The 11,983-nt window shown below is 59.6% G+C and carries 13 protein-coding genes; 12 read left to right on the top strand and 1 reads right to left on the bottom strand.

Annotation, left to right across the window (positions count from 1 at the left end):
• The first annotated feature begins 18 nt into the window (after positions 1-18).
• From M1D43_RS27780 to M1D43_RS27760, 5 genes are all read left to right on the top strand, one after another.
• A complete protein-coding gene (locus tag M1D43_RS27780) occupies positions 19-432 on the top strand; it encodes a cupin domain-containing protein (protein ID WP_088196219.1) in 414 nt (137 codons plus the stop codon).
• Between the two features lie 34 nt (positions 433-466).
• Complete coding sequence (locus tag M1D43_RS27775; RefSeq protein ID WP_127623698.1) at positions 467-1,654, top strand: M24 family metallopeptidase; 1,188 nt, start codon at positions 467-469, stop codon at positions 1,652-1,654.
• 666 nt (positions 1,655-2,320) lie between these two features.
• Positions 2,321-3,643: an MFS transporter gene (locus tag M1D43_RS27770; RefSeq protein WP_014990105.1), complete on the top strand. Its 1,323-nt coding sequence runs from the start codon at positions 2,321-2,323 to the stop codon at positions 3,641-3,643.
• 598 nt (positions 3,644-4,241) lie between these two features.
• Positions 4,242-5,090, top strand: a complete 849-nt coding sequence (locus M1D43_RS27765; RefSeq protein ID WP_498814787.1) for an alpha/beta fold hydrolase — start codon at positions 4,242-4,244, stop codon at positions 5,088-5,090.
• Positions 5,091-5,139: 49 nt separating this feature from the next.
• Positions 5,140-5,787, top strand: a complete 648-nt coding sequence (locus tag M1D43_RS27760) for a dihydrofolate reductase family protein (protein ID WP_010967700.1) — start codon at positions 5,140-5,142, stop codon at positions 5,785-5,787.
• Between the two features lie 589 nt (positions 5,788-6,376).
• Here the strand turns inward: M1D43_RS27760 and rctA are convergent.
• Entirely contained in the window at positions 6,377-6,745 is a 369-nt protein-coding gene (gene rctA / locus M1D43_RS27755; RefSeq protein ID WP_010967698.1) for a conjugative transfer repressor RctA, read from the bottom strand.
• A 96-nt stretch (positions 6,746-6,841) separates the two neighbouring features.
• On the opposite strand from rctA, the gene M1D43_RS27750 reads away from it, so the two are divergent.
• From M1D43_RS27750 to M1D43_RS27720, 7 genes are read left to right on the top strand one after another with little or no spacing between them, the layout of a single operon-like run.
• The gene (locus tag M1D43_RS27750; protein ID WP_017277528.1) at positions 6,842-7,360 is read left to right on the top strand and encodes a hypothetical protein; all 519 of its coding nucleotides are present in this window, start codon (positions 6,842-6,844) and stop codon (positions 7,358-7,360) included.
• A gap of 3 nt (positions 7,361-7,363) precedes the next feature.
• Complete coding sequence (locus tag M1D43_RS27745; RefSeq protein ID WP_498814786.1) at positions 7,364-8,038, top strand: lytic transglycosylase domain-containing protein; 675 nt, start codon at positions 7,364-7,366, stop codon at positions 8,036-8,038.
• Complete coding sequence (locus tag M1D43_RS27740) at positions 8,035-8,334, top strand: TrbC/VirB2 family protein (protein WP_010967695.1); 300 nt, start codon at positions 8,035-8,037, stop codon at positions 8,332-8,334. The genes M1D43_RS27745 and M1D43_RS27740 overlap by 4 nt, the downstream gene beginning before the upstream one ends.
• A 4-nt stretch (positions 8,335-8,338) precedes the next feature.
• Positions 8,339-8,680: a VirB3 family type IV secretion system protein gene (locus M1D43_RS27735; RefSeq protein ID WP_014528661.1), complete on the top strand. Its 342-nt coding sequence runs from the start codon at positions 8,339-8,341 to the stop codon at positions 8,678-8,680.
• Positions 8,673-11,051: a VirB4 family type IV secretion/conjugal transfer ATPase gene (locus M1D43_RS27730; RefSeq protein WP_498814785.1), complete on the top strand. Its 2,379-nt coding sequence runs from the start codon at positions 8,673-8,675 to the stop codon at positions 11,049-11,051. Before M1D43_RS27735 ends, M1D43_RS27730 begins: the two co-directional genes overlap by 8 nt.
• Complete coding sequence (gene virB5 / locus M1D43_RS27725; RefSeq protein ID WP_017276191.1) at positions 11,051-11,752, top strand: P-type DNA transfer protein VirB5; 702 nt, start codon at positions 11,051-11,053, stop codon at positions 11,750-11,752. The genes M1D43_RS27730 and virB5 overlap by 1 nt, the downstream gene beginning before the upstream one ends.
• On the top strand, positions 11,749-11,982 hold the full coding sequence (locus tag M1D43_RS27720; RefSeq protein ID WP_013845460.1) for an EexN family lipoprotein: 234 nt from the start codon (positions 11,749-11,751) through the stop codon (positions 11,980-11,982). The genes virB5 and M1D43_RS27720 overlap by 4 nt, the downstream gene beginning before the upstream one ends.
• Position 11,983 lies beyond the last annotated feature (1 nt).

The raw sequence follows: 11,983 nt of genomic DNA, 5'->3' as shown, positions 1-11,983 counted from the left end.
TGCGGAGGAGGCCGCGGCATGGCAAAGGAAGAATATTTTCTCTACCCGACGGATGTCTACAGCTTCGGCTTCGACTGGGGCCGACTTGCGCTGACGGTCGCGCCGGAGGTGAACGGGGCCGAACGCTTCTCGGGCGGTGTGGTCGATTTGCCGAGCGGGGAGGGGCATACGCGTCACAATCATCCGGGCGCGGAAGAGATCATTTTCGTCGTCTCGGGAGAGGGCGAGCAGATGGTGGAGGACGAGAACGGCGATCCGGTGACGCAGAGGGTTGGGCCCGGTTGCACGATCTATGTACCGGAAAGCCGATTCCACTCGACGAGGAACACGGGTCCCGGCCCGATGCAGCTTTTCGTGGTCTATTCACCGGCAGGTCCTGAGCGTGCGCTTCGGGATCTGCCGGATTTCCGTCTAATCCCGCCCGGTACCTGAGGGCGCACGACAACGGCTTTGTGGGAGAAATTCCGTGGCTATCAGCCCAAGACAAACGCTGGCGGCGGGGCCGCCCTTCGATGCGGCGAAACTCGACAGGCTCATGGAGGAGGCGGGCATCGACGTTCTGCTCGCCACGTCCAAGCACAACACGCAGTACCTGCTGGGCGGTTACAAATTCATCTTCTTCGCCGCAATGGATGCGATCGGCCACAGCCGTTATCTGCCGATCGTCGTTTATGAGAAGGGCTCCCCCGATCATTCCGCGTATATTGGCAACCGCATGGAAGGGGGAGAACATCAGAACAACCCTTTCTGGACACCCGCCGTTCATACGGCGACATGGGGTACGCTCGACGCAGCAGCGCTTGCGGTCGAGCACCTGAGGAAGATCGGAAAGGCGGGTGCTCGCGTCGGCATCGAACCGTCCTTCCTGCCCGCTGATGCGCGGGATCTCTTTGCTTCTCGCCTTGATGGTGCGCGCTTCGTGGACGCGACGCACACGCTCGAGCGACTGCGCTCGATCAAGACACCGCAGGAGCTGGAGAAGCTCAAGGTTGCCTCCGAACTGATCACCGATTCAATGCTCGCCACCATCGCGGCTGCACGAGAGGGATCCACCAAGGGCGAGATCATTGAACGACTCAGGCGAGAAGAGACCAATCGCGGGCTGCATTTCGAGTATTGCCTGCTGACCTTGGGTGCTAGTCACAACCGTGCGGCCTCGCCGCAGGCATGGGCGAAAGGTGAGGTGCTTTCGATTGATTCCGGCGGCAACTACCAGGGCTATATCGGTGACCTTTGCCGGATGGGCGTGCTCGGCGAGCCCGATGCGGAGCTCGAGGACCTGCTAGCTGAAGTCGATTCGATCCAGAAGGCGGCCTTTGCCAGGATCAAGGCCGGGGCAACAGGCAGTGAGATGATTGCTTCGGTGGAAGAGATTTTGAAGAGCTCGCCTTCGGCCGCCTTTACTGACTTCTTCTGCCACGGCATGGGGCTCATCAGCCACGAAGCACCGTTCCTGATGACCAACCACCCCGTCGCCTATGAAGGCGTGGACGCGGATCGGCCCCTGGAGGTAGGCATGATCATTTCCGTCGAGACGACGATGCTTCATCCGCGACGCGGTTTCATCAAGTTGGAGGATACGGTCGCCGTCACGACGGACGGATACGAAATGTTCGGCAACAGAGGGCGCGGATGGAACCCTGGGGGGGTTTAGGAGCGGCGAAATTTTGCGAAAGACGGAGCCCGGCGCACGTTGGCATGCCGGACTCGTAGTATGTCATGTGTGGTAAATCTCGACGCCAAGAACCCTAAGGCACTCCGCATGATAAGCGTGCGTTGAACGCCGAGAATCCAAGCCTCATGGACTTGATGATTCAAGTCCATGGATCATTCCTCGGTCTTACAATTCTATCGTCTCCCTGCTTCCCTAGGCCCTGCAGTCAGCTTTCCTGCGCTCCGACTACTACGGAAGCTCCGCGCTAGCATCGTCCCTGTCCGGCCTTCGCGGCTAGCCCAGTCCACATTGGGCAGGCGTGCCAAGTCCCGTGTTCCTTTCTTCAACCTTCGTATCAACAGGCGATAGGCTTCACTCCAGCGATACAGGAAAGGGGCAAAGAGAATTGTACCCGTTTCGGACACGGTTCCCGTGCACGCAGTGAGGATCGATGAGCCTCACCGCTTCAAATCGCGTGTCTTGCCTCCCATCCAATGGCGCGACTTGGAGGCGTTACCGGTTACAATTGCCGCGGGTGAGGAGTTTTCCGCCAGCCCTTACTTCCAGGGATCTGTCCGTTCCGGAGCAATACTCAATTTTGGCCAAGCTATTTTTTGTGGTAAAGTATTGTACTGGGAGCCATGTCTTGAAACGGGAGGAAGCAACATGGCTGTTCAAGTCCCGACGGATTTCCGCCGTGTGATCGTTGCGGCATCGGTGGGAAACATCATCGAATGGTATGACTTCTATATCTTCGGGAGCTTGGCTGCGGTTCTGTCCGTCAAGTTCTTCGAGCAATCACACCCGGTTGCGGCGCTGCTGAGTACGATTGCGCTCTTTACGGCAGGATTCCTGATCCGCCCACTGGGCGCTTTCCTCTTCGGCTGGATGGGCGATCGGGTCGGCCGCAAATACACGTTCCTGATTACGCTAACTGGAATGGGGTTGGGCACCGGTGCGATCGGTTTAATCCCGACCTACGAGTCGATCGGTCTGACGGCTGCGTTCCTTCTCTTCAGCTTGCGGATGATCCAGGGCTTGTGCTTGGGCGGCGAGTATGGCGGTGCCATCACCTACGTCGCCGAGCACGTCCCTGACGAGCGCCGCGGCTACTACACAGGCTGGCTTCAGACTTCTCCAACTCTCGGGATCGTGGTGTCGCTGGCGGTGATCATCGCGGCACGAACCTATTTCGGCAGTGAAGCTTTCGACGCATGGGCGTGGCGCGTTCCGTTCCTGGTATCGTTCCTGCTGGTAGGCATCGCAGTCTACATCCGGCTCCAGCTCCAGGAGACACCAATCTTCCAGGAGATCAAGGCCAAGGGGCAGATGACCCAAAATCCCTGGAGGGAAGCTTTCCTCAGCTCCAACATCAAATATGTGGGCATTGCCACCATCGTGCTCATCGGCCAGGGTGTGGTCTGGTACAGCGGACAGTTCTGGGCGTTGTACTTTCTGCAGCAGGTCTCCAAAGTGGATCCGCTGAACTCCGCCTACATCGTCGGAGCGGCACTGCTTCTCGCAACGCCGAGCCTAATCCTGTTTGGCTGGCTTTCCGACATAATCGGCCGCAAGCCAGTAATCCTGGGAGGAATGCTGCTCGCCGCGCTCACCTACTATCCGCTGTATTTGTGGCTCGGTGCGGTCACGCAGCCTGACAACATCAACTATCCAATTGCGATCTTCATCATCTTCATCCTCGTTTGCTATGTCGGCATGGTCTACGGGCCGGTTGGGGCGTTTCTGGCTGAGTATTTTCCCGGAAGGATTCGGTACACGTCGGTATCAGTGCCGTATCACATCGGAAACGGCTGGGGTGGCGGATTGGTACCGTTCATCACCTCAGCGGCTTTCGCAGCGACGGGTAGCATCGGGTACGCGCTGATCTATCCAATCGCAGTTCCTGCAGTGTGCTTCGTGCTAGCCATCTTCCTAATGCCCGAGACCCGCAGAATAAGCATTTGGCAGCCAATCGAGCCTCGAACGTAACAGAGATGCAGAAAATCGGCGGTCATCGCCATTGGGGCGCTTGGGGCAATTACGGTGCTAGTCGACGCAGCCATGGTGGTCTGCCCATCCGGGACACAGCACTGTGCCATACACCCCCACCTTATCGGCGGCCTGTGTGTTCAGTCGAGTTCCGACTTGCGCGTGTGAGGCTAGTGACGGTCACCATCAGCTGCCGAAGTTCGTGCGCAGCTAAAAGAGATCTCCCTCCAAATCTTTTAGCTAATCTGATAATAAATTAAGGCTTTGATGGCTTCTGTAAACAAATCGGATGAAGCCGTCGCGGGGCTTGGTGGCGACGCTTACGACGGGCCTTCAGTAAATGTTCCGCGCATGTACGGAGCCGAACATCCCTCCGTTCGAAGCGAATGGGCGCGATCCAGTCGTCATTCGACCCTTTGTCGCCAGCACCTTCAAAGATTGATCTAGGGGTAGCCCCAAGCGGGGGCAGGCCATCCTATTTGAGCGGCTAATTTGAAATTTCGAAGAACTGATTGCAAAACAGAACCGGTTGTACTAATCTGCAACCAGTTGCCATTCGCAACCACATTTCAGCAGATCGAGGGAGGCTTGCAAGAGCATGCTCATCATTAAGGGCAATGACGTCGAGATCGCCACCGAAGCCTTCGGCGATTCTGCCCATCCGCCGGTCGTCCTCATCATGGGGGGAATGGCATCTATGCTATGGTGGCCTGAGAGATTCTGCCGCCGGGTCGCTGAACACGGCCGCTTTGTCATTCGCTACGACCATCGCGATACCGGTCTCTCGACGAAATATCCGCCAGGTCAGCCGGGATATGCCTTCGACGATGCTGTCGGGGACGTGATCCGCGTTCTCGACGGCTACCGAATTTCCGCGGCCCACGTGGTCGGGATGTCCCTCGGTGGCATGATCGGCCAGGCAACAGCGCTCAAACATCCTGAACGCGTGCTTTCCCTGACCGCGATCAGCAGTTCGCCGGTTGGAATGAACACAACCCACCTTCCTGCCAGCGGTACGGCCTGGATGGAACACATGAACATGGAGGTGGACTGGTCGGACCGGGCAGAGGCGGTCGCTTACATGCTCGAGGATGCGCGTTTGGTCGCGAGCACGGTACATCCGTTCGACGAGGCCGAGACCAGAGCCTTCATCGAACGGGATTTCGACCGCTCAGGCGGCTACCTCAGCGCCACCGATCATAGCGTCCTGTTTGAGATCAGCGACGCGTGGCGAGATCGGCTGCACGAGATGAAAGTGCCCCTTCTGGTCATTCACGGCACAGCTGATCCGGTTTTCCCGGTCGAACATGGAGCGGCCGTCGCAACGGCGGTTGATGGAGCCAGGCTGGTCGAAATCGAAGGGGGCGGACACGAGCTGCACCCGGCCGACTGGGATAAAATTATCTCCGCAATCATCAAGCGCACCAACACTCGCCCGAACGAATGATTTCGACCCACCAGATCGTCCATCAACCAAGCAGTTCAGGAGACATACCATGTCCAAGCTTCGTATTCATGCTTTCTCGATTTCGCTCGATGGATACGGCGCCGGGCCCGACCAGAGCCTCGATAATCCGTTGGGCAGGGGTGGAGAGGCGTTGCACGAATGGTTTTTGCCTACCCGCACCTTTCAGCGGATGTCGGGCAAAGAGCAGGGGACGACCGGTATTGACGAGGATTTCGCCGCACGCGGGTTTGACAATATTGGTGCCTGGATCCTCGGCCGGAACATGTTCGGGCCGGTGCGAGGACCCTGGCCCGACCAATCCTGGAGGGGCTGGTGGGGCGAAAACCCGCCCTATCACTGCCCAGTCTTCGTCCTCACAAACCATGCGCGTCCGTCGCTGCAAATGGAGGGCGGCACGGTCTTCCACTTCATCACTGACGGCATCGAGGCCGCGCTCGCCCGCGCGAGGGAGGCGGCGGACGGTCGTGACGTCCGCCTCGGTGGCGGCAGCGCCACTGTCCGGCAATATCTGAACGCCAGGCTAGTAGACGAGATGCATATCGCCATCTCGCCCATCCTTCTCGGCAGCGGCGAGGCGCTCTTTGCCGGCATGGACCTGCCTCTCCTCGGCTACGAGGTGACCGAGTATGTCCCGTCGCAAAAGTCGACCCACATCGTCGTGTCGAGGCGGGCCTGAACCCGTCCGCTAGTTCTGACGCGAACCTAAAGGCTCTCCGCAATCCGCAGGCCGGTAACTAAGGAATAAAAGGCAGTGGTTCGGGAGGACATACTGCAGCGCTTCGGCCTTCTGGCCTTCCGTTTGAAACGCGCACAAACTACCTGTTCGGCGACACCTTCGGTGTGGCGGATCGGTATCCGTTCATACTGACGGGCGGGGCGCAGGAACTCGGGTTCCCGCTCTCCGCGTGCTATCGCGATTACGTGGCGCGCATCGAGGCACGCCCCGCTGTGCGGGAGGCGGAACGGCGTGAAGCGCTTTCCGAGGCTTCTTCCTCGCAACTATGAGGCATCAGCCTTGAAACGGCCGAATTCGACGGCGAGGCGAACAACCGCCCCTAACGGAGCGACGGGCTTCGCCCGCGTCTTTTCCCGCCCAAGCAGTGCAGACGAAATCATTGCTAGCGTGTGCCAGCATGACGCCCTCGGATAGTAGATGTTCGAGTGGTTCGGCTTTGACTGTCGCGAACCCCGCGTCTCCCAACCAAGGCTCCGGGATGGTCTTAGCGGACGCCGGGAGCGCCGGGTTTAGTATGGCAACGCCGCCACTACGCTCCTCGCTTTCGCTCCTCACTGCCCGACCTTAGTCGGTCGAAAATCTCCGGACAGAACTCGAACTGCCTCGCAGTTCCGCGCCCCATGGAGTTCTTCACAATTGTCTCTGTAAGTATCCCGCGCTCAACGAGCGGGTCGACCGATTCCGCCACGGCATTGCGTGTCAATCCGGTAATTTTGACGATATTTGAAAGCGTTAGCTTTTCGTGACTCTGGTGCATCATGTAGAGGACCGTCATCATCCCGAGCTGCTTCAGCCGCGATTGCGGCGTCTCTCCGTCGATCGGTTTGTCGAGAACTTCCTGCAATGCGTAGGCCGCAAATAGCTGGCTCTGCCAATGTACGTTGAGTGCGCTTGTCATCTTTTATACTGTCAGTTATATGATTGTAAAACGAGTCGCGAGCTCGCAAAGCCTGATGGGGTCCGTGCATGTTCGCGTCGGTGAAGGGTGGTGGTCATGAACACGTCTCTCGTACGGGCATTCGTCGCTGCAGCCAGCTTAGCGTCATTCTATCTTGTTTTCGACGGTAAAGCGCGAGCGGACGACTGGGGATGCCAGGTTATCCTGTGCCTTTCCAATCCCGGTGGTCCGACGCAGTATGCCGAGTGCCGGCCTCCGATCGAGAAGCTCTGGCGCGCGCTTGCAAAGGGACACTCTTTTCCGGCCTGCAGCGGCGTTGGGTTCCAGGCCTCGCGCCCCGGATACGAGCCGTATTACTGCAATGATGGCTACCGCCTGACGACGCGGTATGGAGATCGCGGGCGCGAGGCTAGTTGCATCTCGACCACGCCGCAAATCGTCTCAAGTCATGAATGCTATTTCGACAATGATCGGAGCACCTCGCCGAGGTGGCAGCGGAGCGAAGGCCGCATAAAGTGCCAACGCTATGTGACGACGCGGCCGAACATCCGCCCACAGCCTCATTATGTCGATGTGACCATCGACGGCGGCGGCAAACAAAGGGTGTGGTACTGAGCCATGCCCGCTGCGTTCCTCGATCTGGCGCAAACGTGCGCCCCTATAGTTGCGGCCGAGACACTTGCCGGTGTCGTCAGCCTTGAAAGCCGGTTCGAACCATTCGCCATCCGGATCAACAGCGGAGTCCCGCTCTCGGAGCAGCCCGCAACCAAGACGGAAGCGATCGCGATGGCAACGTCGCTGGCAGCCGAGCGGCAGGACATCCAGCTCGGTCTCGGAGGTATCGGCATGGGGGAGCTCCGGAGGCTGAAGCTCTCAATTTCCGACGCCTTCGATCCGTGCCTCAACCTTCATGCCACCGCGACGCTGCTCGACGGATATTACCGACTGGCAATGAAGGCCGGAGCGGATCCGGACCATGCCGAACAAGTGATGCTGCAATCCTACTACGGCCGAGACGACCCGTCCGTCGGCGCCATGGTCCAGTACGACCAGCAGGTCCGCCAGGAAGTGAAGCGGCTCGGCAAAAGTCTAGCCGCTCTCATGATCGGAGATGGCGGACAGGCGACGGGAATCACCACCGAAGAGAGCCCTGTCGATGTGGCTGCAGAGAAGCCGCCGGGCGACCGGCCGGTCGACGAGAGGGCGTCGGTGCCGTCCTGGGATGTTTTCAGTTCGCGACGGAGATCATCCGTCCTCGTGTTTCAGAACAGTCAAATGGAGCAGAGTGAATGACTTTCAGTTCCCGTATCCGTCCGATAGCTGCATCCACTGTTATGGCAACGGCCATCATGGTGACCATGGTCGAGCCGGCCTTCGCGCAAGCCGCCGGAATCGAGACCGTGCTGCAGAACATCGTCGACATGCTGACCGGTAACATCGCCAAGCTGCTCGCCGTCATCGCGGTGATCGTGATCTGCATCGCCTGGATGTTCGGTTACATGGATCTGAGACGGGCAGGGTTCTGGATCATCGGCATTGGCGGCATCTTCGGCGCCACCGAACTCGTGAATACCATCGTCGGAAGCTGACACCATGGCGGACTCAGGACCGGCATTCGAGGAGGATACGCTGTTCATCGCCTGCACGCGGCCCGCAATGATCGCCGGCGTAACAATGGAAGCCATGGGCATGAACATCATGCTCACGACCATTCTTTACATCGTCGCCGGCTCCGTCGCTTACGCGCTCGTCGGCGTGGTCTTCCATCTGGTGTTCCGCGCCCTCGTCAAACACGACCACAACATGTTTCGCATCCTGCTGGCCTGGATTGAGACGCGCGGCCGGTCCCGCAACAGCGCCTATTGGGGCGGGGCGACGCTTAGCCCCATGAAGCTCGCCCGCAAATACGATGAAAGGGACCTCGGATTTGCCTAGCCTGACCACACTCAGATCTCGCGAACTCGGTCCGGAGACCTTCATCCCCTATGTCCGCCATGTCGACGAGTCGACAATCGCGCTCGATTCCCGGGCGCTGATGGTGATGATCGCGCTCGAAGGCGTCTCCTTCGAGACCGCCGATATTCTCGACCTGAATGCCCTCCATCGCCACCTCAACACCCTCTACCGCAACATCGCCGACGAGCGGCTTGCCTTGTGGACGCATCTCATCCGCCGTCGCGACAACAGCTATCCGGAAGGCACGTTCACCACACCGTTCTCGGCGGCGCTCAACGATAAGTACCGCGAAAGAATGGTGGGCGAGGACCTGTTTCGCAACGACCTCTATCTGTCGATTCTCTGGTCACCAGCTCGCGATCCGGCAGACAAGGCGGCAAAACTGCTGTCGCGCCTGCGTCGGGCCCGCCGGGTCGGGACCGAACTCGATGAGGGCGCCCTCAAGCATCTCCGCGACAAGGTCATCGACGTCACCGCCGCTTTGAGACGCTTCGAGCCGCGCGTGTTGACCCTCTACGAGCACGACGGCCTCATGTTCTCGGAACCGAGCGAGGTGCTCCATCAGCTCGTCGGCGGCCGTCGCGAGCCGATCCCGCTGACAGAGGGGCACATCGCTTCTGCCATCTACTCGGATCGCGTCATCGTGGGGCGCGAGACGATTGAGATCCGGCACGAGGCGGACAGCCGTTATGCCGGCATGCTGAGCTTCAAGGAGTATCCGGCCCGCACCAGGACCGGCATGCTTGACGCCGTGCTCACCAGCCCGTTTGAACTCATTCTGGCGCAATCCTTCTCTTTCGTCTCGAAGGCCGACGCGCGCATGATCATGGGCCGCAAGCAGAACCAGATGGTCAGCAGCGGCGACAAGGCGGCCTCGCAGATCGAGGAACTTGATGGGGCGATGGACGATCTGGAGTCCAACCGGTTCGTGTTCGGCGAGCACCACCTGACGCTTTCCGTCTTTGCCCCCTCGGTGAAGGAACTGACCGACAATCTTGCCAAGGCACGCGCCAGCATGACCAGTGGCGGCGCAGTCGTCGCGCGCGAGGATCTCGGCCTTGAGGCGGCCTGGTGGGCGCAGCTACCGGGTAACTTCCGTTATAGGGCCCGGTCCGGCGCGATCACGTCACGGAACTTCGCAGCGCTGTCGCCCTTCCACTCTTATCCGCTCGGCCAAAAGGACGGTAACGAGTGGGGACCCGCCGTCGCCCTGCTCAGGGCCGCGTCCGGCTCGCCGTACTACTTCAACTTCCATTACGGCGATCTCGGCAACACCTTCGTCTGCGGGCCGTCCGGCGCCGGCAAAACGGTGCTGCTCAACTTCATGCTGTCGCAGCTAGAAAAGCATGATCCGCATGTGGTGTTCTTCGATAAGGACAGGGGAGCCGATCTCTACGTGCGCGCGGCCGGCGGCACCTATCTGCCTCTCAAGAACGGCATCCCGACCGGTTGCACCCCCTTAAAGGCCCTCGAATTAACACCGGAGAACAAGGTCTTTCTGACACGCTGGGTCGGCAAGCTGGTCGGCTCGGCGACGCGTGAACTGAGCGTGACCGAACTCCGCGACATTTCGTCCGCCATCGACGGCCTTGCCGACCTGCCGGTCGAGCGTCGGACGATCGGCGCGCTCAGGACCTTTCTCGACAACACGAACCCGGAAGGGATCGCAGCCAGGCTGCGGCGTTGGGAGAGGGGAGGGCCGCTCGGCTGGGTATTTGACAACGTCATCGAGGATATCGGTTTCGGAGAATTCGGCGGTGGCAAATTGGTCGGCTACGACATGACCGACTTTCTCGACAACGAGGAAATCCGGGCCCCGCTGATGGCCTATCTCTTCCATCGCGTCGAGCAACTGATCGACGGCCGCAGGATCATCATCGTTATCGACGAGTTCTGGAAAGCGCTCCAGGACGAAGGGTTCCGCGATCTCGCGCAGAACAAGCTCAAGACGATCCGCAAGCAGAACGGCCTCATGCTGTTTGCGACACAAAGCCCGCGCGACGCGATCGTCTCGCCGATCGCTCACACCATCATCGAGCAATGCCCGACACAGATCTTCCTGCCGAACTCCCGCGGCAATCATGGCGACTATGTCGATGGCTTCAAGCTGACGGAGCGCGAATTCGAGCTGGTCGCGCGTGAGCTCTCCATTGAGAGCCGGCGGTTCGTGTTGAAGCAGGGACATAACAGCGTCGTCGCCGAGCTGGATCTCAAGGGCCTCGACGACGAACTCGCCATCCTCTCCGGACGAACCGCCAATGTCGAACTTGCGGATGCGATCCGTGCGGAGGTCGGCAGCAATGCAAAGGATTGGCTTCCCGTTTTCCAGCAAAGAAGGAGTGCGACCTGATGGCTTTCTTTCGAATTAACTGTGTGGTGATTGCCTCTGCGCTCATCCTTTCCGCCACCGGTGCGGCAGGGCAGGGGATCCCGGTGATCGACCAGACCGCGATCGCCAAGCAGATCGAGAGCATCGCGCAGCTGAAAGCCCAACTCGATGCGCTCAATCAGCAGATCGAGCAGGCACAGCAGCTCCACGGCTCGCTCAACAAGCTCACCGACATGTCGGATGTTGCCAGCGTCTTGAACGATCCGGCCATTCGCAAAGCGCTGCCGGCAGACTTCAGCGCCATCGAGGGCCTGTTCAAAGGCAACGGTACGGGCGTCTTCGCTGACTCAGCCTCAAAGTTCCTCGACGGTAATACGACCTATCAAACCAACGCCGCCGACGACTTCTACGCGCAGGAACTATCGCGCATCCAGAACAAGAACGCCGGTCAGATGAGCCTCGGCCAACAGATTTATGATGCCGCGACCAAGCGCATCGACGGCATCGACCAGCTGCGCGAGAAGATTTCGACGGCAGGCGACGCTAAGGATATCGCCGACCTGCAGGCGCGACTTCAGGCCGAGCAGGCCTTCCTTCAGACCGATGTGTTGCGGATGGAGGGTCTGCGCATGGTGCAGCAGGCGCAGGTTCAGATCGATGAACAGCGCAAGGCCGAGGACTGGCGCCAGCGCATGGATGCGATCAAGGCGGCCCTGCAATGAGGAAACTGATCCTGCTTCTGACGACTCTTAGCTTGCCCGCCTGCTCGGAGCAGACTGAGCGGACCTACACAGTCGAAGAACTGGTCGCGGACGAAGCGCTGCTTTCCAGCATCGTCACCAAGTGCCGCAACAATCCTGGCGAGCTCCAAGATACGGCGAACTGCAGGAATGCGGAAAGCGCCGACGGCAAGCTGCGGCTACAGCGCATGCGGCAATCTTTGGGAGGTTGAT

It is taken from the genome of Ensifer sp. R1-3 (genome assembly GCF_056739175.1).
The sequence above is the reverse complement of the archived record's forward strand: the minus strand, read 5'-3'. Positions and strand labels throughout refer to the sequence as shown.

Coding starts and splice junctions, on each gene's coding strand:
- M1D43_RS27780 (WP_088196219.1), top strand. CDS start 19: ATGGCAAAGGAAGAATATTTTCTCTACCCGACGGATGTCTACAGCTTC.
- M1D43_RS27770 (WP_014990105.1), top strand. CDS start 2,321: ATGGCTGTTCAAGTCCCGACGGATTTCCGCCGTGTGATCGTTGCGGCA.
- M1D43_RS27765 (WP_498814787.1), top strand. CDS start 4,242: ATGCTCATCATTAAGGGCAATGACGTCGAGATCGCCACCGAAGCCTTC.
- M1D43_RS27760 (WP_010967700.1), top strand. CDS start 5,140: ATGTCCAAGCTTCGTATTCATGCTTTCTCGATTTCGCTCGATGGATAC.
- rctA (WP_010967698.1), bottom strand. CDS start 6,745: ATGACAAGCGCACTCAACGTACATTGGCAGAGCCAGCTATTTGCGGCC.
- M1D43_RS27750 (WP_017277528.1), top strand. CDS start 6,842: ATGAACACGTCTCTCGTACGGGCATTCGTCGCTGCAGCCAGCTTAGCG.
- M1D43_RS27745 (WP_498814786.1), top strand. CDS start 7,364: ATGCCCGCTGCGTTCCTCGATCTGGCGCAAACGTGCGCCCCTATAGTT.
- M1D43_RS27740 (WP_010967695.1), top strand. CDS start 8,035: ATGACTTTCAGTTCCCGTATCCGTCCGATAGCTGCATCCACTGTTATG.
- M1D43_RS27735 (WP_014528661.1), top strand. CDS start 8,339: ATGGCGGACTCAGGACCGGCATTCGAGGAGGATACGCTGTTCATCGCC.
- virB5 (WP_017276191.1), top strand. CDS start 11,051: ATGGCTTTCTTTCGAATTAACTGTGTGGTGATTGCCTCTGCGCTCATC.
- M1D43_RS27720 (WP_013845460.1), top strand. CDS start 11,749: ATGAGGAAACTGATCCTGCTTCTGACGACTCTTAGCTTGCCCGCCTGC.